Annotated in this window: 24 protein-coding genes and 1 tRNA gene; 8 read left to right on the top strand and 17 right to left on the bottom strand. The window is 59.4% G+C overall.

Translation table 11 applies throughout. The annotated features are described in order from the left end of the window. Position 1: 1 nt before the first annotated feature. The 5 genes from hslV to dapF are packed head-to-tail and all read right to left on the bottom strand — an operon-like array spanning position 2 to position 3146. Complete coding sequence (hslV, locus tag ORD17_RS05815) at positions 2–544, bottom strand: ATP-dependent protease subunit HslV (protein ID WP_308389915.1); 543 nt, start codon at positions 542–544, stop codon at positions 2–4. Continuing rightward, positions 537–1442: a tyrosine recombinase XerC gene (locus tag ORD17_RS05810; RefSeq protein ID WP_308389914.1), complete on the bottom strand. Its 906-nt coding sequence runs from the start codon at positions 1440–1442 to the stop codon at positions 537–539. Before ORD17_RS05810 ends, hslV begins: the two co-directional genes overlap by 8 nt. Then, a complete protein-coding gene (locus ORD17_RS05805) occupies positions 1435–2100 on the bottom strand; it encodes a DUF484 family protein (protein ID WP_308389913.1) in 666 nt (221 codons plus the stop codon). Before ORD17_RS05805 ends, ORD17_RS05810 begins: the two co-directional genes overlap by 8 nt. A gap of 3 nt (positions 2101–2103) precedes the next feature. Then, positions 2104–2280 (bottom strand): hypothetical protein, encoded by a 177-nt coding sequence (locus ORD17_RS05800; protein ID WP_308389912.1) that lies wholly within the window; start codon positions 2278–2280, stop codon positions 2104–2106. Next, positions 2277–3146, bottom strand: coding sequence for a diaminopimelate epimerase (dapF, locus tag ORD17_RS05795; protein WP_308389911.1), 870 nt, complete (start codon positions 3144–3146; stop codon positions 2277–2279). The genes ORD17_RS05800 and dapF overlap by 4 nt, the downstream gene beginning before the upstream one ends. Positions 3147–3296: 150 nt before the next feature. Here dapF and ORD17_RS05790 point away from each other — a divergent pair, with 150 nt between their 5' ends. Both ORD17_RS05790 and fdhD read left to right on the top strand, forming a co-directional pair. Beyond that, positions 3297–4193 (top strand): NAD(P)-dependent oxidoreductase, encoded by an 897-nt coding sequence (locus ORD17_RS05790; protein ID WP_308389910.1) that lies wholly within the window; start codon positions 3297–3299, stop codon positions 4191–4193. Positions 4194–4207: 14 nt separating this feature from the next. Further along, entirely contained in the window at positions 4208–5047 is an 840-nt protein-coding gene (gene fdhD / locus ORD17_RS05785) for a formate dehydrogenase accessory sulfurtransferase FdhD (protein ID WP_308389909.1), read from the top strand. Between the two features lie 14 nt (positions 5048–5061). On the opposite strand, the gene ORD17_RS05780 is transcribed toward fdhD, so the two are convergent. Further along, positions 5062–5135, bottom strand: a tRNA-Gln gene (locus ORD17_RS05780). On the opposite strand from ORD17_RS05780, the gene ORD17_RS05775 reads away from it, so the two are divergent. The 6 genes from ORD17_RS05775 to ORD17_RS05750 all read left to right on the top strand — a co-directional run bounded on the left by ORD17_RS05775 (position 5128) and on the right by ORD17_RS05750 (position 11786). Next, the gene (locus ORD17_RS05775; protein ID WP_308390063.1) at positions 5128–5343 is read left to right on the top strand and encodes a HepT-like ribonuclease domain-containing protein; all 216 of its coding nucleotides are present in this window, start codon (positions 5128–5130) and stop codon (positions 5341–5343) included. The two genes, ORD17_RS05780 and ORD17_RS05775, sit on opposite strands and share 8 nt — an antisense overlap. Positions 5344–5530: 187 nt before the next feature. After that, positions 5531–6073, top strand: a complete 543-nt coding sequence (locus ORD17_RS05770; RefSeq protein ID WP_308389908.1) for a GspH/FimT family pseudopilin — start codon at positions 5531–5533, stop codon at positions 6071–6073. Further along, complete coding sequence (locus ORD17_RS05765) at positions 6070–6522, top strand: prepilin-type N-terminal cleavage/methylation domain-containing protein (protein ID WP_308389907.1); 453 nt, start codon at positions 6070–6072, stop codon at positions 6520–6522. Before ORD17_RS05770 ends, ORD17_RS05765 begins: the two co-directional genes overlap by 4 nt. 61 nt (positions 6523–6583) lie before the next feature. Next, positions 6584–7690, top strand: a complete 1107-nt coding sequence (locus ORD17_RS05760; RefSeq protein ID WP_308390062.1) for a PilW family protein — start codon at positions 6584–6586, stop codon at positions 7688–7690. Continuing rightward, positions 7687–8229, top strand: a complete 543-nt coding sequence (locus ORD17_RS05755; RefSeq protein ID WP_308389906.1) for a hypothetical protein — start codon at positions 7687–7689, stop codon at positions 8227–8229. The genes ORD17_RS05760 and ORD17_RS05755 overlap by 4 nt, the downstream gene beginning before the upstream one ends. Further along, positions 8226–11786, top strand: coding sequence for a type IV pilin biogenesis protein (locus ORD17_RS05750; protein ID WP_308389905.1), 3561 nt, complete (start codon positions 8226–8228; stop codon positions 11784–11786). Before ORD17_RS05755 ends, ORD17_RS05750 begins: the two co-directional genes overlap by 4 nt. A gap of 154 nt (positions 11787–11940) precedes the next feature. On the opposite strand, the gene ORD17_RS05745 is transcribed toward ORD17_RS05750, so the two are convergent. Genes ORD17_RS05745 through ORD17_RS05695 form a run of 11 tightly spaced genes read right to left on the bottom strand, consistent with a single transcriptional unit; the run spans position 11941 to position 23176 of the window. Then, positions 11941–12255 carry a DUF167 domain-containing protein gene (locus tag ORD17_RS05745; RefSeq protein ID WP_308389904.1) on the bottom strand — a complete coding sequence of 105 codons (315 nt, stop codon included), beginning with the start codon at positions 12253–12255 and terminating at the stop codon, positions 11941–11943. After that, complete coding sequence (locus tag ORD17_RS05740) at positions 12252–12386, bottom strand: hypothetical protein (protein ID WP_308389903.1); 135 nt, start codon at positions 12384–12386, stop codon at positions 12252–12254. The genes ORD17_RS05745 and ORD17_RS05740 overlap by 4 nt, the downstream gene beginning before the upstream one ends. Further along, a complete protein-coding gene (locus ORD17_RS05735; RefSeq protein ID WP_308389902.1) occupies positions 12383–12865 on the bottom strand; it encodes an NADH-quinone oxidoreductase subunit NuoB in 483 nt (160 codons plus the stop codon). Before ORD17_RS05735 ends, ORD17_RS05740 begins: the two co-directional genes overlap by 4 nt. Positions 12866–12884: 19 nt before the next feature. Further along, the gene (locus ORD17_RS05730) at positions 12885–14450 is read right to left on the bottom strand and encodes an NADH-quinone oxidoreductase subunit C (protein WP_308389901.1); all 1566 of its coding nucleotides are present in this window, start codon (positions 14448–14450) and stop codon (positions 12885–12887) included. Then, a complete protein-coding gene (locus ORD17_RS05725) occupies positions 14447–15895 on the bottom strand; it encodes a hydrogenase 4 subunit F (RefSeq protein WP_308389900.1) in 1449 nt (482 codons plus the stop codon). Before ORD17_RS05725 ends, ORD17_RS05730 begins: the two co-directional genes overlap by 4 nt. After that, complete coding sequence (locus tag ORD17_RS05720) at positions 15892–16563, bottom strand: formate hydrogenlyase (protein WP_308389899.1); 672 nt, start codon at positions 16561–16563, stop codon at positions 15892–15894. The genes ORD17_RS05725 and ORD17_RS05720 overlap by 4 nt, the downstream gene beginning before the upstream one ends. A 2-nt stretch (positions 16564–16565) precedes the next feature. Then, the gene (locus tag ORD17_RS05715) at positions 16566–17513 is read right to left on the bottom strand and encodes an NADH-quinone oxidoreductase subunit H (RefSeq protein WP_308389898.1); all 948 of its coding nucleotides are present in this window, start codon (positions 17511–17513) and stop codon (positions 16566–16568) included. After that, entirely contained in the window at positions 17510–19495 is a 1986-nt protein-coding gene (locus tag ORD17_RS05710) for a proton-conducting transporter membrane subunit (RefSeq protein ID WP_308389897.1), read from the bottom strand. The genes ORD17_RS05715 and ORD17_RS05710 overlap by 4 nt, the downstream gene beginning before the upstream one ends. Further along, positions 19492–20037 carry a helix-turn-helix domain-containing protein gene (locus tag ORD17_RS05705; RefSeq protein ID WP_308389896.1) on the bottom strand — a complete coding sequence of 182 codons (546 nt, stop codon included), beginning with the start codon at positions 20035–20037 and terminating at the stop codon, positions 19492–19494. Before ORD17_RS05705 ends, ORD17_RS05710 begins: the two co-directional genes overlap by 4 nt. 45 nt (positions 20038–20082) lie before the next feature. Continuing rightward, positions 20083–22344: a VWA domain-containing protein gene (locus ORD17_RS05700; protein WP_308389895.1), complete on the bottom strand. Its 2262-nt coding sequence runs from the start codon at positions 22342–22344 to the stop codon at positions 20083–20085. A 13-nt stretch (positions 22345–22357) separates the two neighbouring features. Continuing rightward, on the bottom strand, positions 22358–23176 hold the full coding sequence (locus ORD17_RS05695; RefSeq protein ID WP_308389894.1) for a CbbQ/NirQ/NorQ/GpvN family protein: 819 nt from the start codon (positions 23174–23176) through the stop codon (positions 22358–22360). Positions 23177–23246 lie beyond the last annotated feature (70 nt).

The raw sequence follows: 23246 nt of genomic DNA, 5'->3' as shown, positions 1-23246 counted from the left end.
TTCATGACAATTCTTCCACGGTACGTTGTTGATTGGTGTAAATGCAGATGTCTCCGGCAATCGCCAAGGCCTGCTCGGCAATCGCGCGGGCCGGCAGATCGCTGTTCTCCAGAAGGGCGCGGGCGGCGGCGAGGGCATAAGGCCCTCCCGAGCCAATGGCAATGATGCCATGTTCCGGCTCAAGGACGTCGCCCTGCCCGGTGATGATCAGACTCTGACTGCGATCCGCCACTGCCAACATCGCTTCCAGACGGCGCAGCACCCGGTCGGTGCGCCACTCCTTGGCGAGCTCCACCGCCGCCTTGGCCAGCTGCCCCGGGTGCGCCTTGAGCTTGGCCTCAAAGCGCTCCAACAACGTAAAAGCGTCAGCAGTCGCTCCGGCAAACCCGGTCAGCACCCCCGGCTCGATGCGTCGAACTTTGCGCGCATTTCCCTTCATGACGGTGTTGCCAAAGGTGACCTGACCATCACCGGCCATCACCACATTCTCCCCGCGGCGTACCGAAAGAATGGTGGTGCCGTGCAGGGTCGCTGCTTCACTCATGCGACTGCTCCTTGTGCTTGGCGCGCGGATGCGCCTGATCGTAAACCTGTGCCAGGTGCTGATAATCCAGATGGGTATAAATGGCGGTGGTATCAATCTGAGCATGCCCCAAAAACTCCTGGACCGCGCGCAGATCACCCGAGGATTGTAAGAGATGGCTGGCGGCGCTGTGGCGCAGACTGTGCGGGTGCAAACGCTGCCCCAGACGCTCTCGCCCAGCCTTGTCGACCAGATACTGCACGCCACGCACACCCAGAGGGCGACCAAGACGGTTGAGGAAAAGGGTCGAATCGGTGCTTTCCGGTCGCCGCGCCAGATAGCGTTGCAGGGCCTCGCGCGCCACGCGTCCCACGGGCACGATGCGCTGTTTTTGGCCTTTACCGAGAACGCGCAGCAGGCCCGCTTCGAGCTGGAGATCGTGGCGCTGCAACTGCACCAGCTCCGAGACTCGCAAGGCACTGGAATAGAGCAGTTCGAGGATGGCTTGATCGCGCAGTTGCAGCCAGTCATCGCCGATATCGGTAGGGGAGTCGAGGAGCTTCTGCGCCACATCGATCCCCAGCCAATCGGGAAAATGCTGTTCGCCCTTGGGCATAGGGAGGCCGCGACTGGGGTCTTGCAGCTCAGGGTTCTGCAAGCGCAGCCAGCGGTACCAGGCCCGCAGAGCGGCAAAACGGCGTCGCAGGCTGCGCACCGACAGCCCCCGCTGGCGTTCGCGCAACAGGAAATGACGCAGCTGCGCAACCTGGATGGCCGCGATGGACGAAATCTTTTCACCGGCAAAAAATGCCTGCCACAGCTGCAAATCCTCGCGGTAGGCGGCGACAGACCGGGCGGCCAGCCGCGCCGGGGCGCTCTGTAAAAATGCCTCGATCTGCAGGTCGATTTCGCTAGGCATCACGATCGCTGCCGGCGCAGCGCTGCAGGGCAGCCGAGAACAGCCGCGAGATTTGCTCGAGCAAGTCGGTGGCCATGTCGGCGCCATAGCGTTCGGGGTCGTCACTGGCCAGCAAAATCAGCGCGCTGCAGTCTGGACCGCGTACGCTGATGCTGGCCAGCGACGCCGGGAGCGATACGGCCGCCGGGAAATACCGGCGCAGCTCGTCCTCACCCAACTGCACGCCAGCCTGGGCTTCCCGATCATCAGCCAAGCGTTGCCAGTCGCTTTCCTCCAGGGTAATGGCGTCGGGCAAGCAGGATTGCGGCCCCGTCAGCATCACAAAGGACTCCACGGCGAAATCCTTTTCGAGACTGCGACGCAAGGCTGCCACGCAGGCGCCCCGATCCTGCGCCAGTAACAGGTCGACGGCGAGGCGGCCGAGATGCCGTCCCAACTCCGTTTGCCGTTGCGCCTGACGGAGCAGTGTCGCAACATAGCGCTGCAGTCGGTCACGTTCGTCGCGCAGGCGCTGCACTTGGCGCTCGAGCAGAGAGCTGGCAGAGCCAACACCCAGATGGGGCAGGGTCAGCTGTTGCAGCAGATCCGGCTCCTGCAGCAAAAATTCGGGGTGTGCCTGCAGATAGGCACGGCACTGTGCGGCAGACTCGTCCTGCATCCCTCAGTCGTCCTCCCAATGGGTATCGGTGTACTGCTCGGAGCGTGCATGGATCTCCAGCTTGGCGATGAGTTGCGCGAGTAGCTCTAGCTCGTTTTCTTCCAGCTTGTGCAAAAAGGCAATCTGCCCGGCAGATACCTGCAGATTGCGGGCAATGGCATCCAGAAGTTGCTGACTCATGTATTTTCTCCTCGGGGGATCCAGGTACCATCAAAAACGACTTCCGCTGGCCCTACCATGTATAGCGGCATACCGGGGCCTGCCCAGCGAATTTCCAGTGTACCTCCGGGCAGGGTGACTTGCACCGTATCGGCCAGCCGACCCCAGAGCTGGCCCGCAACCACCGCCGCACAGGCGTTACTGCCACAGGCGAGGGTCTCCCCCGCTCCGCGCTCCCAGGTGCGCAGGCGCAAATGCGTGGGATCCTGAATTTCGAGAAAGCCGACATTGCAGCGCTCGGGAAAGGCGGGGTGCTGCTCCAACTCCGGACCCCAGTCGGCAACGGGGGCGCTACCGCATTGGTCTACCGCCAGCAGCAAATGCGGATTGCCCATACTCACTGCCGCGATCGGCAACACCCGGCCGCGAAAGCTCAGCTCATACTCCTCCGCGGGGGCACTGGCACGAAAAGGGATGGCGGCGGGGTCGAGAATTGGCACCCCCATGTCCACCTCTACCAAACCATCCGCACGGATGTGGAGCGACATCTGCCCAGCCCGGGTCTCCACCCGGATGGGATTCCTATCGCTCAAACCGGCGCGCCGCACGAAAACGGCAAAGCAGCGTGCACCATTACCGCACTGGTTTACCTCACTTCCATCGGCGTTGAAAATGCGATAGCGAAAATCGCAATCAGGGTCGGTGGCAGGCTCCACCAGCAAAATCTGATCACAACCAATGCCGAAGTGCCGATCGGCAATGCGCCGGCAATCCTCCGGCCGCAAGGAGAAGGACTGACGCACACCATCGAGCACGACAAAGTCGTTGCCCAGGCCCTGCATCTTGGTAAAGGTCCAGGTTTGGGAAAGGACGGAGTGACGTTCCATGACTTTGCTCATACGCCGAGTGTAACAGGTTGCAGCACACTGCATAGTCTCTGGCAGCTGCAGATACTTTCGGGAGACCATGAATTTCTTGACCCTAGAGCGCTGAGCGCCTAGCTTTATACCAACTAGTATGAATGTGAAGGAGGCGGCATGAAAATCGGTTTTTTGGGACTCGGACGGATGGGCAGCGCGATGGCGCAGCGCCTCTTGGCTGCGACTACAGATCTCATCGTCTACAACCGCAGTACCCAAGCGTCAGCAGCGCTGGTAGCCCAAGGCGCCCGGGCCGTCGCTCGCCCCGGGGCAATGGCGGATCGAGAGCTGGTGTTTACCATGTTGGCTGACGATCAGGCGCTTCGCGATGTCGTGCTGGCGTCAGGAGCCTTGCTGGAAAGCCTGCCAGAAGGCGCGGTCCACGTCTCGTGCAGTACCATCAGCATGGCTCTGGCAGCCGAACTTGCCGAGCGTCACGCCGCGGCTGGACAGCATTTCGTGTCCCTGCCGGTGTTCGGCCGACCCGATGCCGCCGCTGCTGGCAAACTGTTCCTGGTTGCTGGTGGCGCGGAAGAGATCGTAGAAAGATTGCGGCCGGTGTTCCTGCGGATGGGGCAGGACCTCTGGTGGGTTTCGCCGCAGCCGGAGCTCGCCAATCTGGTCAAACTCAGCGGCAATTTCCTGATTGCTACGACCATCGAATCCATGGGCGAAGCCATGGCCCTGGTGGAAAAGGGCGGCGTCGACCGTCATGCCTATCTCGACTTTCTCACCCGATCCCTCTTCACGGCGCCCGTCCATCGCAATTACGGCAAACTCATTGCCGATCGAGCGGTCCGCCCCGCCGGCTTTGCCGCGCCACTGGGGCAGAAGGATCTTCGCCTGGTAGGCGAGGCCGCAGAGAAGCTGGCCGTGCCCATGCCTTTCTTTGGCCCCCTGCGGGAGCGCTTCCTCGCCCTTGCCGCCCGCGGAGAGAAGGACGTCGATTGGGCGGCGCTGGGAGTCGAAGCGGCACGCGGCGCTGGACTACACTCTACGAATGACGATGTCTGAAGGGCGGATACCCCGTGGAAGCAGAAAAATCGAGGCTGGCTGACGATAGTCTCCGCCCGCCGACCAGCTGGCAGGGTCAGGCGCAGAGCCTGGTCGAGGAGTCCCCGGTCTCCTTCGTGCTCAACGGCGAGGTCTATGCCGTCATGCTGGCAACGCCCCACGATCTGGCAGATTTTGCGCGCGGCTTTCTCTGGACCGAGGACATCGTGCACAACCCCGAGGAGATTCTGGCGCTGGAAGTCGAGGCCACTGCGGACGGCGCCGCCGTCTACTTGCAGCTGCATGCTGCCGCCCGGGATCGCGCTGCCAGCCACCGCCGGGCACTGCCCGGCGCCAGTGCCTGCGGGCTTTGCGGTTGTCCTGACTTTCGCGGCCTACAGCCCTTTGCGCCGTTACCTGCCGCCCGGAATCTTCCGGATCTGGGGCTAATTCATGCGACCATGGCAGAACTCGCGGCGCAGCAATGTCTCCACCAGCAAAGCGGCAACTGCCACGCTGCCGCCCTCCGATTTTCGGACGGGGAGGTCCTGGTGCGCGAGGACATCGGTCGCCACAACGCCGTCGACAAGGTCATCGGTGCGGCTCTGGCCCGCGGAGCCGTTCCCGGCTCGGCAGATGTTCTGGCGGTCTCCTCACGACTGCCCTTCGAGATCGTGCGCAAGGCACTCGCCTGGCGAATTCCGTTGGTAGCAGCCATCTCCGGTGTCAGCAGCATGGCGGTGGACATTGCCAGAAAAAATCACGTGCAGCTAGTGGGTTTCGTCCGCGATGGACGCGCCACTCTGTACTGCGATGGCAAGGCGGCCCCGCCGGGGTCCCACGGCCAAAAGAAAAGGCCCCAGCCGGTAAGCTAGGACCTTGATTTCTTTGGCTGGGGGACGTGGATTCGAACCACGGTTAGCGGAGTCAGAGTCCGCTGTCCTACCGCTAGACGATCCCCCAATCGAGCGCGAAAGCATACCGGTCAGTCCGGCTTCCTGTCAAACCTCATCCTTGGCAACCGGCGGCTGTCTATCGCAACATTGCTGTGCATAGCTACCAGGAGCTGCAACTCGCCATCACGGTGAGCATCCTGGTAAGGCACTTGGACGAGTTTCTGCAATACAGCCAGGTAGTCTTGCTACACGACGCAGCGCAGCCGGTGCAGTGAAGCCCTCCAAAACGCCCCATCCCCAACGAGAAGCACGGTTCAAAAACCAGCAACTGGTCCCGCTGCAGAATCTGGCAATCTGTGTCGTTTCGACTATTTAGGCGTCCATGGCATGGAAGGGAACCATGGGCGTGGCAGACGTTGGAATGACGGAGGTAGACAGGACGTGATCGCGGGGCAAGAACGGATGCGCATCAGGAACTTGGGTTTCACTCTGGTGGAACTCATGATCCTCATCGCCATCATGGCCATCGTGGCCGCCGTTGCCATTCCGCAGTTCAACATCTGGATGGTGCGCGCGCGCATCCAGGGGGCTTCGGGGCATCTGCAGCAGGACCTGGCTTGGGCGCAGGGCTATGCCATTCGCTCGGGGTATCCGGTGCAGGTGAACGTGAGCGCGGGTGCGCCCGGTGCGCCGGGATGTTCCTGGACCATCACCCCGGCCGCCCAGAATGTGCAGCAGACCGTGCCGCAGATGAGCGCCAGCGCCTTTGCCAGCCGCTATCCCAATACCACCTGCACTGTGTTGACGGGCGGGACTTTCAGTGTTTCGCCAACGGGCATGGTCTATGGTGCGGGAGGTACGGTTACCAGCGCCAACATCACCTTTGGCACGGTGGGCAACGATGCCGCGAGCTACGGCTACTGGCTGGTGCAGCTTAGTGGCGCCGGCAACCTGCGTAATTGTGCGACCTCCGCACCCACCAGCAGCGTGTGTAACTTGCAATGAACGCCAAAACGCGTAGCCAACCCCGGCAGATGACCCCAGCCCAGCGCCAACTGGGCCTTACCCTCATCGAGGCAATGGTCGCTCTGGCTATTTTTGCGATTGGCTCCTTGGGAATCATAGGCCTCTTTCTAAATAGCTTCAGTATGTCGGCGCAGAACCAGAACCTCACCTCTGGCTTTGAAATCGCGCAGAGCGCGGTCGGAGTGTTGCGGGCCAATGGAAGTGACGCTCTCAACCTGAATGGCGATACTGTTACCGCTAGCACAACCAGCCCTTTACTCGCGCCGATCGCGTCCGTGATGAGTGCCTACGGCATGCCGCCACAGGCGACGGTCACCTTCGCTGTCACCCCCATGAGCGGCGCCAGCCAGTGCCCCTGCAACGCAACGGTGACGGTGAGCTGGGGCAATGGTGCCAGCTATCAAACGCAAACCATCGTGGGGTATTGAGATGAGGCCCAGAAAAATTGCTCCCGTAGCTCCTGCCTCCGGCGAGGGCGGACTATCGTTGGTGGAGCTGCTGGTGGCGCTGGTGGTGGTGGGCCTGCTCTCCACGGCGGTCTTCAGTTTCTTTTTGCGTACCAGCCAGGGGGTTAGCCAGCAGTCCGCCAATGGCGAGATGTGGCAGCGCGGCCGCAATGCCATGGCCATCATGCGCCAGGCCATCGAATCGGCGGGCTATGGGTTGCCCAGCTATAGCCAATGCCCGAACGGGGTGGTGGGAATCAACAGTACTAGCGCGCAAGGCGGTGCTCTAGTGGCAATTACGGCTTCGGTGCAGAGCTACGATACTTCCTTGACTGCACAAGGAGGGACCGCACCGTACTCTTTCAGTACCGTGATTGGCGGAGGCAGCCTTGGGGGCGCACCGGCGACGACGGTGGTTGGTTATTCGGGGAATTCGAGCGGCAGTTCTGAAAATATCAATGTCACCAATACCCAGCTGTTAAATCCTTGCGATATCGCTTTGATTGTACCCCAAGGTGGCGGTACGTGCCTGATGGGACAAATAACGAATATAACTAAAGGCTCTAGCAACAAAGTTGGCTTCAATTCTGGAAGCTCCTGCGGCTTGCAGTTGAATCCGACACAGATTTTCGCCGCGCTTCCCAACACACCGACAGCGCCATCAATAAGTGGCGCAAATTTATATGATCTCGGCTCACAACATTTTCTATTTACACAGTTCCAAATCATGGAAAATCCAGCGGGAAATACTCCAACTTTATACATGACGCAGTACACAGGATCACAGGCAACGGCACCAACCCCGCAAGCTCTAGCGAGCGGTGTCGTTGTTCTGCAGATGCAATATGGTCTTACCAGCGGGATGAGCACGAGTGTTTCTGCATGGATGTCGCCCACGGCCTATAACCAAAGTATTGCAAATGGAACCAACCCTGGGACCATTGTTGCCGTACAGTTGGCCATGCTCATCCGCAGCACCCAGTATCTACCCAACAGCTTGAGCCCGGCGAGCTTCGATGTGTTGGGGCAAACCTATACGGTCCCCACCAGCGGTGGTCCGGGCTGCTTGCAGGGGAACTGCCGCCATTATGCATATCATCTTTTCCAAAGCATCATTCCCGTGCGTAACGGCATCTGGGGGAGCGAATGAAGCAGCAAGCTGCGCCATTGAAGATCGCGCTATCTGTTCCTGCAGACAGGGAACGGGAGCAAGGTGCTATCTTAGTCATCGTGCTGGTGCTGATCTTTGCCGTAACACTGGCGGTTATGGCCTATCTGTATCTCAACAAAAATAACACCCTCATTGCCAGCAACTTGGCGGTGCAGAATGCTGCGCAGGAGGCCACCGATGTGGGGCTGAATCAAGTCAGCAACCTTTTGGCCACAGTGCCAAATCCGCCACCTGCGAGCATCCCTCCATGGTATGTCGCATCAACCTCTTCCTCTGCTAGACCAACAGCACCCTCGGCGAGTTACTGGCAAGCATGCGGCTCGAGTACCACTTACCCCTGTGGAGAAACCAGCGTGCAATATGGCTCCTATAACTTTACGGTAAAATATGTTGTGTATCCCTTGGGCCCGAATGCACAGAATAATGGCTATTATTACGTGACCTATGTGCATTCCTCGAATGCCAATGGTGGTGGCCTGGGAGTCACCATCGAAGCAACGCTGGAGAACACCCAATGATATTCCACAAGTCCCGAAAAGCAGTTTCTCTGATATTGGCAATCTCCACCTCGCTGTTACCTTTGAGTGCATGGGCTGCACCACAGCAAACTGGCGTTACAATTAATAACATCCCAGTTGGCGATCAGCCGCAGGTAATGATCATAATTGATAATTCGCAAGGAATGGCGGGGGTGTTGGCGAGCCCCACCAATCCGGCGACCCCGGGCTACCTGCCCGGAACGAATGGCCTGTCTGGAGCCATTATGTCAGGTTCGGGTGTACAGGGCGTCAATACCACGTCAGCATCACCAGTAAATTACACGGCCCTCGCTGGTTTTGTACCTCCCAATTCATCCACCGCACCTACGACAAGCGTCCCCTATACGGTGAGCTGCGCGAACGTAACTGCGGGAACTCCCGCTGCGTCTGCATGTGCCAACGCAGTATCCTCGGATTCGTCATATGTATATGTTGACAACTCTGAGTCCATGCTTAATGTTGCCGAGCAATCCATATTAAACATATTACAAAATCCCAGCATTTCTCAACAATTACAGTTTGGATTGATGGATTTTGCTACACAAACGCCATCGCTTTACACTACATGGGCATATTACATGAGCCAGAACACCTCTGGTTTCTCCTTCAACTCCCAAACACCCGCCGCTTACAACGGAACATCAGGAAACTCACTCATTGCTGTTTCAAATCCATGTTATGGTAGCAACTCAAGCTTTTGCACAAACATAAACGGCTATAACGCAACCGCTTACCCTTCACTTCTTGTATCTGAAACAAGCGATGATCCTTTGATAAATGACGTCTTATACTCCAGCAACAACAGTTCGAACTTTTACACTTTCAATGGAAGCAATGCATCCAATTACAGCCTAAACTACTATGAGAATCAGTTACTTGGTTCGTCATCTCCGAGTGTAACATATTCCTCAACCTCTCAGGGGCAGGGCGGAATTACGATCACCCCTACCAGCTCGGGTTATTTACCTGTTTACCAAAATGGCTCCGTTTACTCGGCAGTTAATCAGGTATGGTACGCGCAGAGAGGATTTGGATTTAATGCGCGTACGGTGACCAAACAGGATAGTAGTCAGAGACATTATCAAGGCAAAATCTTAGCGGGAGTCACAACGAATGCCAGCTCTCTAACGCAATACTTGGTGCCGGAAGTTTTTGACACCTATTACGGAAACACGAGCCCGATCACCGCTGCAGCAGGCTATTCACCAACGGCGGGGGCGATTAAAACCGCGGCAGACTATTTTTCTAACAACTATTTTCCTAACAACTATTTTCCTAACAACTATTCTCAATCAATTTCTGGTCCCACTCAAACTTGCGGACAACGGTATGTTATTTTGGTTACTGATGGTCAACCAACGCAAGGACTCAACGGTCATGTATATCCGCCTCTCGGTAGCGCCGCCGCTACCAGTCTTGGTGTAACGTCGATTTCCTCGCCGAGTAATTGGTCATCCACCAACGACGGTGCAGTAACCGATGCCATCCAGACGATTCAGGCTCTAAAGACGCAAGGGATCGATACCTACGTTATAGGCATCGGTTCGGCGGTAAATCCTTCGCAAGCTGGTAACGATGCGCAAAATGCTGTCGCTCAGCAAGGAAATTATGTTTTGACGGCCATGGCCCAAGCTGGCGGTACGGGGTCCTTTTATCCCGCTACCTCTGCCAGCCAGGTACAGCAAGCCTTCAACAGCATTATCGGCAACATTCTTAACAATGTCGTCACTGCCCCAATTGCTGCAACGGCAGCGGTAAATAATAATTCAGTGGAATTAGTAGCGGAAAATGTGAACAGTAGCCATGGGCAGGGTAATTTATATGCATTTCCTTTCTCGGCAAGCGGCGTCACAGCTACGGCAACATCGCAGGCTAGCTGGAATGCCAATTCGGTATACTCCACTGCCGTTTCCTCTAACAGTGTGCCGTTCTACACAACAGCTCCGACTTCTTCTAGCGGCGCTATCATATCCGGTGCAGCCATTCCTCTCACTCAGGCCGCCTCCAAGTATCCCAGTGCCTTCGGATCTTCGTTACCGACAGATCTGACGGCCTCTACGATTGCGTCCTACACCATTAATCCTTCTGTGGATTCTGGCGCTTACCTAGGGGGGCGAACGGCTAATTGGTACATTGGATTGCCAAGTACCAGCGCTCCCATCATTGTGACACCACCCGACAATGGTACTTTGCTCTCCGCAAGCGGAAGCACTGGCAGTTATGGGACGTTTGTCTTGCAGCATTCTTCACGCGAGAATCTTGCCGTCTTTTCCAGCAATAGCGGCGTTTTATATGGTATAAGTTACGATGCTTCCACAGGAGGGAATCCATCGCTGACCTGGGCGTGGACGCCATACGGATTGCTCAATCAACTCCAGTATTATGGAACCTTCTGGCGTGGCCAAAGCATGGACGGAGGGTTCCAGAGCATTGACGCGACTGATGGAACTGGAAAATGGCATACGTATATAGTCGGTAGCGCCGAGAACGGTGGCATTCTCTACGATCTACAGCTTGGCGGAACGAGCACAGCTAATCTCGCAAATGTGGTATTCGAAGATGATCTCGGACCTTCTTACTCCCAGCCTCTTAGCCAGGCCCCTGTATTTTACCAGAATACCAACGCATCTTCGTCGACCTTCGGTCAGACGTGGGCTCTCTGGGTAGTGAATCAGGAGAATGGCGGGGTAACCACAAGCTATCTCGTTGGCGTAAATGTAGGAACCGGACAGTCGTTTCAAGATCAGTTGCCGTTCGACGCTACCAGCGCCTTGAGCATCGATTCCAGCAACAATATTTATCTGGGTGATGCGAACGGCTATGTCTATGAAATGCCGGTCACCAATATTCCACAAGTTTCCGGCGGTTCCTCCAGTAGTACCGCGACCATCTCCGCTTCCGCTTTTCCACCGGTCATCACCCCGGCGAGCTTCGGCTCTAGTGGATCCACCAGCCCCGCGTCATTCGCTCCCTGGGCGAGCAGTTCATCTGGGCTGAGCTCGGTTGCTCAGTACATGACGGTCAGCCCCTACCTTGGCAACACCTACCTCACTGTACAAGGTGCCAATGGTTTTACGGTTTTTCAACTTCAGGGCGGCAACTGGATCGCCCAATGGGCGGCGTACTCCGGTGGCTCTACGGTGTTTGCACAAAATGGCACGAATTCTACCGTAACTTCATTACCGTCGAACGGCGTCATCTCTGCGCCAGTAGCGATCAACAATGGAGCTATCATTGTACCCGTTACTGTCAGTCCTCCCGCCGGAACCTGCGGTAATTCTTCGGCCTACTATTATCTTTATAAGCTGAATAATGGTGCGTTCCCATCGGGTGTGTTTGTCACTTCAAGCGGTACGGCGTATACAGGGGCCATACTTATAGGCTACGGCACAGCTTACACACCCACGATCATGAGCGTCGGTGGCAAGACTCTGATTCAGTCATCCGCGGGCATTCCACCAACTGGGGGACAGTTTCCAGCGTTTTACCAAAATGGTGCAACCGTGCGAGTCGTCGGATGGCGGGTACTCAACTAGTCCAGCCGCTTGGTGCTGACGCAGTGACAGGTATTCCGTCGCGGGAAGCGCCGCACGAATCTGCGCCCGCGATCTCCCGGGAGAGTTAGGCTCGTGCGAAACGGAGGGGGGAACTGCTGCTCTACGGCAACGTGGCGAAAGATACGGATACTTGTTAGAGCTCTATTTCCGTTTGCTGTTGTAATAAGGGGGGCAGGTGTTTAGGCGCTTTGATCCGCAGTTGCTTGTGGACGCTAAACTGGCCAAAGACGACTTCGATTGCCGATGGTTTCACGCCAAATTCCTTGGCGAGAAATTGCACCATCCGCTCCGTGGCTCGTCCATTTTCCGGCTCTGCTGTTACACTCACTTTCAATTCGGAGCCTTTGACTTTGCCAATGGCATTTTTGGCGGCACCAGGCTTGCCCAGGATGTTCAACACCAGGGTGTCCTCCTCCCACCAAAAGAAAGGCTTTTCCGCTTCGGTCATTTGGGAACACAATGATCCCGGCAACGACCTTCGGCCAGGATGTCCGACAAATTGTCGTATGGGTGCTCCGCAAGTCTGGGATGAATACCACTGCGCAACGCCAGTTCTTTGATGATTTCTGCCTTGGTCATCGGTCATCCTCCCGAGTCATCGCTTGCAACGCGGAGAGAATCTGCTGTGGTTTGGGCGGACAGCCGGGGCAATATGCGGCTACGGGGAGCACCTGCTCCACACCATCCAAAACCGCGTAACTGCCGGCAAAGACCCCGCCATTGCAGGCACAATCCCCCAAGGCAAGGACTTTTTTGGGCGTCGCCATGGCCTCGTAAGTGTCGCGTAGGGCAGCAGCCATGTGCCGGCTCACGGGTCCAGTCACCAGGAGGATGTCGGCGTGCCGGGGCGAGGCGGTAAAGCGTAGGCCCGCTTGTTCCAAGCCATAGTGGGGGCCACCCAGGGCCTGGATCTCCAGCTCGCAGCCGTTGCAAGAGCCCGCATCCACATGGCGGATGGCAGCGCTCCGTGCGAAAAGGCCGTCTTTCCCGCGTGCCCGCGCTGGCTTCTCGCCCACGCGGCCCAGGCGCCAGGCCTCGCGTAAAATCCGATACATCATCTACCTCCGGAAATCCGTCTCAAAGATCATGGCCGCTGTAACTCAGGTTGAAAGATTTGTTAATGAGCGGGAAGTCGGCGACGATGTCCTGCAACACGGCTTCCTCCAACACCGGCCAGAGGGACCAGGACGGATCGTGGGGGTGGCAGCGGGCAATGCGCCCGGACTCTAGGCGCAAGGCCACGAAGACCTCGCCGCGCCAGCCCTCGACAATGCCCAGACCCTCTCCATCCTCAGGGACTCGCAGCGGAGCTTGGCAGGAACCCTCGGGGAGAGCATTGAGAAGGGTATCCTGCCAGCGCAGGCTCGCGTAGATCTCCTGGAAGCGCACGGCCCAACGGGCGGCAACGTCACCGGTCGTGGCCAGAGCAATATCGACGGGAAACTTGCCGTAGGGCGCTGGGGTAAACTGTACCCGCAAGTCCCAAGCCTGCCCACTGGCACGCCCAGCCATGCCTCCCATACCCCAATGGTAGGCGCGCTCGGGGGAGATGGATCCAGTCCCCACCAGGCGATCGCGCAGGCCGGCGTGTTCGTGCAGCAGCAGCTCCAGATCTTGCAATCGCGCCTGCCAACGGCCCGCACTTTGCCGCAAGCGCAAACCGGCCGCGGGGGACAAATCTCTGGCAATTCCTCCCGGTTGGATGAGATCCATGAGGTAACGATGGCCAAAGACCTCGTCATTCTCGCGCAGCAATTCCTCTTTGATGGCGAGCAACTGGGTGAGGGCGAAGGCGAAGCCGGCGTCGTTGCCGAGAGCACCCAGATCGCCAAGATGATTGGCCAGACGCTCCCGTTCCGCAAACAGGCCGCGCAGGGCCAAGGCCCGCGCCGGTGGCTGGAATTCCGCGATATTCTCCACCGCCATGACATAGGCCCAGGCATAGGCCACCGTGCTGTCGCCGCTGACCCGTCCGGCGAGGGGCGTGCCCGCAAGAGGGTCCTTGCCGCGAAAAAGCCATTCCGTTCCCTTGTGGGTGTAGCCAAGGCGCTCTTCCAGCTGCAGGACTTGCTCCCCCAGACAAGTGAAACGAAAATGCCCAGGTTCGATGGTCCCGGCATGGACCGGACCCACAGGAATTTCGTGGAGATCATCACTTGGAAGCTGCTGGAAGGCATAGCTGGAATCTCCCTGGACACCCAATTCCTCTACAGGGAGCTGCCCGATGCGCAAGGGGAAAAACGATTCTGGCCAGGCCGCATGGCGCAGCCAGGGCCGAAGATCTTTGTTACCCTCAGCACGCACGCCGAGCAAATCGGCAATGGCCCGTTCCTGGCGCGAGGCGGTAGGGAAGATCTGCGATAAAGTTGGATACCCGGCGCCGTCGCCATCCCAGTCGAGACTGCACCAGAGGCAGGCCGCACCGCTCAGGTACAAGGCATGGATCCGCAATTGCCGCTCCGTCATGGCCTCAGCCCAGAGCCCCAACAAGCGTCCGCCTCTTTGCCGCAATGTCGCCGCTAGACCCTGCCAATCCTGCGGCGACAGCGCCGCCCGCCAGAGGGGCACAGCGCTGCTCACGGCGCTGCTCACGGCGCGAAAGGGGCCGAATCCCTGCACCAGCCTTGTCTCTTGCTTCTTCATTGCAGGATCCCCGCAACGCTATGCATCCAGGCGTTTAGGGAGCCCGGAATCCAGATACCCAGGAGGACGACGACCAGGATCTGCACAAAGACGGGAACGAGACCCCGCGTCCGCTGCGCTGGCACTGGCGTTGCCTCGCCGTAGAGCATCGACAGGAGTCGCGGCAGGATAGCGGCAAAGGCGACCCCGAGGCCAAGCAGAAGGATTGGGGTGATCATCCACATCTGCTGCACACTCGCCACCACGATGAGAAATTCGCTCAAAAAGAGGGAGCCTGGAGGCATGCCGAGAATAGCGAATATCGAAAGCAGCAACGACCAACCCAAGGTAGGACGAGTCTGCAGGATGCCGCGAAGATCCGCCAACTCCCGGGAATGGCCCTCCTGTATGGCGCGTCCTACGGAAAAGAATACTGAGGACTTGGCCAGGCTGTGGCCGACCATGTGCAAGACCCCGGCAAAGATTGCCAATGGGCCGCCCAGGCCGAAGGCAATGCTGATCAGGCCCATGTGTTCCACTGATGAATAAGCGAAGAGGCGTTTCACATCGTGCTGGCGCAGCATGGACAGGGCGGCCAGCAGCAAGGAAAGGAGGCCGAAGGCCAGCAATAAGTGAGAAGCGAAGGCCGAACCCAAGGCGGCGTCGGCCAGGCTCTTGAAGCGCAGAATGGCATAGAGGGCGACATTGAGCAGCAGCCCGGAAAGGACCGCCGATACCGTGCTCGGACCGGCGGCGTGGGCATCCGGCAGCCAGCTATTGAGGGGCGCCAGCCCTACCTTGGTGCCATAACCGACGAGGACGAAGACGAAGGCCAGGGCGAGGGCCGTTCCATTCAGAGCCTTGGCATGTCCATCGAGAGCCGACCAGAGCAGCGCCCGGGCACCACTGCCGAGCACCGGCTGGGCGGCGAAATAGAGCAGCACCGTGCCGAAGAGGGCCATGGCCAAGCCGACACCGCAGAGGATGAAGTATTTCCACGCGGCTTCCAGACTCTCCGCACTGCGCTGCATGCTCACCAGCAATACCGTCGAGAGGGTGGCGCCCTCCAAGGCAACCCACAGAATGCCCAAGTTGTTGCTCAGCAATGCCAGGAGCATGGTGGCAAGAAAGCTCTGGAACATGGCGTGATACAAGCGCTGCCGTCCCTTCCCGAAACCGTGCTCGCTGATCTCCCGCTGCCAATATGCGCTAGAAAACCATGCCGTCATGAGGCCCACCAAGCCATTGACCAGGACCAAAATCAGGGAAAGGGCATCCATGCGGAAGCTGTCATCCAGGGCCCGCAAGGTGCCGTGAGCGAGGAACTCCTTGGCGAGGAGCAGGCTGAGCATAAAGACTACGAGGTTGATGCCGACAAAGAGGATTCGGCCCCGTCGCCCATCCCCCAGCAGGGCCAGCAGCGGGATTCCGGCGGCGGCTGCGACAAGAATCCAAAGCAGCGTCATCGATCCTCCCGCAGGTGTTCCAGCCAGTGCAGATCCAGGCTCTCGAAATTTTCGCGAATATGGAAGAAAAAGACGCCGAGGATGACAAAGCCGATGAGGGCGTCGAGGGCGATCCCGAGCTCGACGATCAACGGCATCCCCAGGGTGGCGCTGGTGGCGGCAAAAAACAGGGCGTTGTCCATCGCCAGAAAGCCCACCACTTCTGAAATCGCCTTGCGTCGGCTGATCATCATCCAAAAGGCGAGGAGAAAGGCGGCCAGGGCAATACCGAGCATGCCATGGGTAGCAGCCGGGAGCGCACCGGCCAGAGGCGCCGCCAGGGCAAAGGCAAAGATGACCAGGACGATGCCAATGAGTTGGCCGCCCGCTACATTGAGGGTCATCTCCACATCACCGCGGACATTGAGGCGCCGTAACAGGCGATGCAGCAGGGTCGGGATCAGTAGCCCCTTGAGGAGCAAGGTCAAGGATGCCGATACCCAGAGCAGACGGTCGCCGGTGAGCAGGGCCACCAACGCCGTGCTCAGCGCAAGGGTGACGCCCTGCCAGGCGAGGAGATAGATCAGGCTGAGCAGACGGCGTTGGGCTAGGAGGGCAAAACTCAGCAGCAGCATCCAAGCAGCGAGGAATTTCAGGATGGCGGGGAGTGACTCCGTGGGTAGGTGCATGTTCAGGCCCCGAGCATGAAGTGGGTAAGCAAGCCGATCACCCCAAAAAGGAAGGCACTAGCGGCAAATTCCGGCACGCGGAAAAGCCGCTTCTTGGCGAGCAGGGTTTCCACCAGGGCGAGGATGGGCGCGGCAAGGAACAGTTTGCCGAAGAATGCCGCCAACGCCAGCATCACTGCCACCAGTCCCACGTGATCGGCGATTCCCCAAGGAAAAAACAGGGCGATACCCATCGCCACATACAGTAAAAGCTTCAATTGTGCGCCCCACTCCAGCAGGGCCAGATGACGTCCCGAGTACTCCAGCAACATCGCCTCGTGGATCATGGTGAGCTCCAGGTGGGTGGCAGGATTATCGACGGGAATGCGGGCGTTTTCGATCAGGAGGACCAAAAAGAAGGCGGCAGCGGCAAAGACCATACTCGGATGCAGCGAAGTGATCTCCACCTGCGTGTGCGCAACGATAGTGCTCAGGGAGCTGGAGCCAGCCAGGAGAGAGGCAATGAAAAATGCCGTAAGGAGCGCAGGTTCCGCCAGCGCGGAGACCAGCATCTCCCGGTGGGCTCCGAGATCCGCAAAAGGCGTCCCCGTATCCATGGCCGCCAGGACCTGAAAAATACGCGCTACGGCGAGCAATCCGACCAGGGCAATGACGTCGGCGGCCCGCGCCAAAGGAAGATTCACGGCCAAAATGGGCACCAAGGTCGTGGCCATCACTTTGGTGCCAAAGAGGACGTAGGGGCTGAAACGAAAGAGCCAAGAAGAATCTTCCGGAAGAAGAGATTCCTTGGCAAAAAGACGGCGCAGGTCACGGTAACCCTGCCCCAGACCTGCAGGGCGGCGGTTTTGCAGCAGGGCACGGAGCATCTGTAACCAGGCGGCGAAAAGGGGCGCGATGGCCAGCGCCAGCAAGACCTGCAAAGACTGCATTCCCCAGGCTGCCCAGCTCATTGGACTAGTACCAGAAGCACGATCAAGGTGAGAAACGCATACAGGAGGTAGGAGCTGATCTTACCGTGCTGCAGTCGCAGGGCCTGCCGGGAGAGAAAATCCGCCCCATGCTGTATGCGCGCATAGATACCGGCCCAGAAGGGGTCGCTGAGCCGTAACTGCCAACCCTCCTCGACCTTGCCGACCGGGACTTGCCCTTGGTGAATGGGGCGGAAGATCCGGTACAGCGGTTGGCTGAAGCCTGCGGGGCTATCCTGCATGCGGGCGCTGCGCGGACCCTGGAAACCACAGGCCCAGACGGGGACGCGGCGCAACGGCCGACCAAAGCGCCACCACACCAAGAGGAAGGTCAGGACGATGGCGAGCACGATGCCGATCAGAAAGGCCCCAGGCAGGTAGCTTGCCCGCTGCGGGGAAATGGGTGTCAGCCCCCACGGCGCCTGGCTACCCAGGACCTTGCTGTGCAGGAGCAACAGATTGACCCCCTGCAGATGATCGACGATCGTCCCCGGAAAGAGGCCCAAGAGCACACACCCGAGTGCCAGGAGGCCCATGGCGCTCCGTTCCCAACGACTCGCCTCGTGGGCCGAAAAAGCCGTACGCGCCTGCCCGAGAAAGCTCAGGCCAAAGGCTTTGACGATGGCGAAGCTGGCCAAGGCGAGGACGAAGATCACGCCAGCGGCGGCGAGGGGCAGAATGGCTTGTAGAGTGCCGGATGCCGACTGTGGCGCGAGGAGAAAGGCCTGCAGAAGCAGCCACTCCGAGGCAAAACCATTGAGGGGCGGGAGTCCGGCGATGGCGAGACTGCCAATGAGCATGAGCAAGGTCGTTTGGGGCATGCCGCGGATCAGTCCACCCAGGCGACCCATGTCCACCGTGCCGGCGCTGTGGAGCACGCTACCGCTGCCGAGAAAGAGCAGGCCCTTGAAGAAGGCGTGGTTGACGATCTGGAATAGGCCGGCGCTCAAGGCCAGCGCCGCGAGCGTTGGGGAACCCTCAGCGGCAAAGATGCGTGCAAGCCCGAAGGCCACCAAAATCAGGCCCATGTTTTCCATGGAGGAATAGGCGAGCATGCGTTTCAGGTCGCGTTGCAGAGCAGAAAACAGCACGCCGAAACCTGCGCTGATCAAACCGACCAGCAACCAAATCAGGCCCCAGGAAGTACCGACTGGCGGCAAGATTTGCCAATCCATGCGCAAGAGGCCATAGAGGGCGATGGGCAGCATTGCCGCACTCATCAAGGCAGAGATCGGAGCCGGGGCCGCCGGATGGGCCTCGGGGAGCCAGACGTGCAGGGGCGCTGCCCCGAGCTTCGCGCCAAAGCCGAGCAGGGTCAGCACGAGAATGGCCTGCCGCTGCCACGGGGAGAGAAAATGCCCACTCATCGTAGAGAACGTGCTGCCTTGCAGCGGGCTACCGTGACTCAAGAGGGCAAAGGCGGCGAGCAGGCAAAGGGCGCCGAGATGGGCAAGGAGCAGGTACAGGTAGGCTGCCTGGCGTTCTCGCGCCCCTTGCGCCTGGGCCAGGATCAGGAAGCTGGAGCTCAGGGCCATGCCTTCCCAGGCCACCAGGAAGGTATAGGCGTTGTCCGCCAGCAGCACCAGCGCCATGCTCGAGAGAAACAATGGCAGTGGCAGCAGAACCCGTCGTAGCTGCCCCGTACTTGCGTTGTGAAAATACCCCAAGGCGTGGAGGGATGCGCTGCTCCCCACTACCCCGAGCACGATGAGAAAAAATGCCGACAAGGGGTCGAGCCGGAATTGCCAGACGATGACCGTTCCCAGGCTCAGAGTCGGCGAAGCGGCTGGCGCGAGCAGAGCCAATATGCCATCGATCAGCCAGAGCAGGCCCATGGCGGTGCTTCCCAGCAACGCGGCACGGCGCACCTCGGCCGGGGCCAGGGGCAAAAGCGCGGCGAGGCTGAGCAGCGGTCCGAGGGCCGCCGCTAGCAAGGCGAGGTGCAGAAGGTTGACGCCGTTCATTGGGCCACGACGATCAGCAACACCGCAGGATCCTTGCCGGTATTGCGCCAATTGTGGAGCTGCCGCGGGTCATAGTAGACCGCATCCCCCTTGACCAGATCATGCCGCGTCTCTTGCTGCTCAAAGCAGGCGCAGCCCTCGATGAGCATGGCAAATTCTTCCCCCTCGGCGCTGCTGTAGGGGTGCTCGCCAATCTCTCCCCCAGGCTCCAGGGTCAGAAGAATGGGCTGCATCTTTTTGCGGGAGAAGTTTTTTGCCAGAGGCTCGATGCTGGCGTGGGAACCGGCGCTGTACACCCGCCGACGCTGTTCAGCACGGACGATGATGGGGGCAGGGCTATCGGTCCCCTCGTCGAAGAGGTCGGCGATATGGACTCCCAAGGCATGACAGAGCTTTTCCAAGGTGGCGATGGAGGGCGAGACCTGGCCCGCTTCGATCTGGGAAATGGCGCTGGCAGAAACCCCCGCCCGCTCGGCCAGGGAGCGCAAGGATAACTGGCGATCCTCGCGGATCTTTTGCAATTGACGGGCGAGCTGTTCCATGGGCGCAAGTGTACGTAATAGTGAACGTACTGCGCAATATACTGTTCATTTCGTGAGGGCGAGGAACAGTTGCGGCAGGCGTTCGGGCAGGCGCTCGATCTGATCGATAACCGTGTATTGCCGAGCGAAGATTTCTCCCACATAGCTGTCCGCCTGGGCATCGAGGCTGATGCAGTACGGGAAAATTCCCTGCTGCTCGAGTTCCCGTACCGCCTGCCGGGAATCGGCAACGAGTTGCTGTGGATCAGCTACGTCCACATCCGACGGCATGCCATCGGTGAGAACGAGCAAGAGTTTCTTCCCTGTATTGCGTGCCCCCAGGTAATGGGCGGCGTGACGCAGGGCAGCCCCCATGCGCGTCGACCAGCCTGCTTCCAACCCTGCCAGCCGCGCCTTGACCGGTTCCCCCCACGGCTCACGAAAGCCCTTGATGTGGGCATAGCGGACTTCATGACGGGTATTGGAATGAAATCCAGCAATGGCGAAGGGGTCCCCCAGGGCGTCGATGGCCCAGGCGAGTAGGGAGACCGCCTCCTGGCTCAATTCCAGGATCGTCTGGCCGGTACCCGGTACCGTGTCCTGCAGAGATTCCGAGAGGTCGAGCAAGAGCAAGACGGAGAGATCGCGGTCACGGTGACGATGGCGCAGATGGATGCGCGGGTCGGGGCTGGCACCACTTTTGTAGTCGACGAGGGCGCGCAGGGCAATGTCCAGGTCGAGTTCGCTGCCCTCTTCCTGGTACCGGATGCGTTCCTTGTTCTGCGGCTTGAGCAGGTCGAAGAGGCGCTGCAGGCGTTTGCCCAGGGCACTGTGCTTGGCAAGCAGACGATCGATCTTTGCCGGCTCGCCGTTGCTTTGCAGCTGGTCGTAGACGCTCACCCAATCGGGTCGGTAACTCTGGGTCTGGGCGTCCCATTCCGGATACAGACGGGGCGGCAGGGACGAAGATTCCTCCAGGCGCTGGGGCCGTGCTTCCGCCGCGCTGCTTTCCTCCTCGTCGTCGGGCTCGATGAATGTCCAGAGATGGCGGTTGTCGTCGCGGTAATCGACCACGGTATCGGCAAAATGGACCTTGGCAAACTGGTCGCTGGCCTGGCGGGTGCGAGTGACGAAGTCCAGGCCCAGGGCCGCCATCTCGCTGGTGCTGCTCGTTCCGCTTTGCAGCAGCCCATGAAAGCGCCCGGCAATCTCCAAGATTACCGGATGCCGGTAGCCATGCCCCGGATTGAGGAGGGCACGGGAGAGCATGGCCAGACGGTGAAGCAGGCAGGAAGTCGTTTGCGGATCGCAGTCGCCTTCGCCCGGCTGGGGGTGCAAACTGAGGAAAAAACGGCGCAGCCCTGGGTACTCGCGGATGAGCAGGGTATCGATCCGGCAATCTTCCAGGATTTCCACCGCCAGGCGCTGGAAAGGGCTCCAGTTGTCGGCGATCAGGGGGCTGCTCCAGCGCCGATGTCCGAGCATATGGGCAAGGGCGATGCGGTAACGATCCAAGCCGGATACCCCGCGGGCGGCATCGTAGGCGTCGGGTAGGCGATAGCCCAGGGAATCGAAGTAGGGAATGGGCTGGCGTAGCTGATGAAAGGCGCTGGAGTAAGGGATGAGGATGGCAGTTTCCGCCCACAAGCCGCGCAGGTAAGCGTCTAGGCTGCGTTCGCAATCGGCCAGGAGGGTACCGTGCCGTTCGCGCTGCAAGACGGCGCGACTGTCGGCGGACTGTAGGCCGAAGTAGTCCTTCTGGCGTTCGGGATGGCTGGCGTGGTTGCGAATACCGTACTCGACCCAGTTGGCGAGCCCTTCCAGGCTGAGCTGCTGAAGCAGTGCCGGAGCCTGAACGAAGAATTCCGGCAGTCCCGTGCTGGGAATAGTGGCCTCGCGGCCATGAATGGAGCCTGTGCTCTGCTCCATCAGGCGCAGGGCGATGTCCAGATATGTTTGCAGCTGCGCCGCCGATCCCAGGCGTGCCGCCACCGCGGCCAGGCTTTGTAACAAGGGAGTGATCGCCCGGCCATTGGGAGATTTCTGCAGGCGATCGATGAACTGCATCAGCGCCGGCAGGGCCTTTTCTCCCGCTGCCCCCGCCACGGCCGGCCACTCCTCCAGGAAGGCCAGCAAGGGTTCCACGCCACGACCGAGTTTTCCGATCCGCCGCGCCGCTTCCAGGTAGTCCACCTGGCCCTGAGGGCTGAGCTCGGCCGTTGCAGCTTTCCATACATCGGGGAAAACCCGTTCCACTTCCGCAAAACGGGTATCCAATTGCGCCCAGGCGTCCGCCTGCGACAGCGAGTCGTCTATCCCGGCTGACACGCGCTGGACCCCATCAGGCGAAAGTAGCGACGATGGCATGCTCGAGGGTGGCACGGATATCGGCATCGTCGGTGATCGGTGCGGCCAGGGCCATGCGGCAGGCATCTTGCGGAGCAACACCGTCTTCGATCAGGGAAGCGGCATAGACCAACAGTCGAGTGGAGATGCCTTCGTCGAGTCCATGCCCTTTGAGACGCCGGGCAACACTACCGATCTTGACCAGTCGTTCGGCAATATCGGCTGCAATTCCGCCCTCACGCTCGAGGATCTTGGCCTCCAATTCGGCGTCCGGATAGTCAAAATCAAAAGCGGCAAAACGTTGCTTGGTGGAAGGCTTGAGGTCTTTCATCAGGCTTTGATAGCCGGGATTGTAGGAAATGACCAACTGAAAATCGGAATGTGCGTGCACGAGTTCGCCCTTTTTGTCCAGGGGCAAGACACGCCGATGATCGGTAAGGGGGTGAATGACGACGGTGGTGTCCTGCCGCGCCTCGACCACTTCATCGAGGTAGCAAATGGCGCCCATCCGGGCGGCAGTCGTCAACGGTCCATCGATCCAGCGGGTACCATTGGCCTCGAGCAGGTAACGGCCAACTAGGTCACTGGCGGTCATGTCCTCGTTGCAGGCCACGGTAATGAGAGATTTACCCAGCTTCCAGGCCATGTACTCGATGAAGCGCGATTTGCCGCAGCCCGTCGGCCCTTTGACCATGACGGGGAGGCGCTTGCGGTACGCAGCGGCAAAGAGTTCCACCTCGTTGCCCTGGGCTTGGTAGTAGGGCTCCTGGGTGATCAGGTAACTCGTGGAGGAAGGAAGAATGGGGTCACTCATTTCGGATTTTCCCTCGCGAGGCGCAGTACAGCGGAATGGGGAGCCCCGCAGGCGCGGGGCCGAACTTGTC

It is taken from the genome of Acidithiobacillus sp. AMEEHan (assembly GCF_030996345.1).
Classification (GTDB): domain Bacteria; phylum Pseudomonadota; class Gammaproteobacteria; order Acidithiobacillales; family Acidithiobacillaceae; genus Igneacidithiobacillus.
This window is presented reverse-complemented; position numbering and strand designations above follow the sequence as displayed.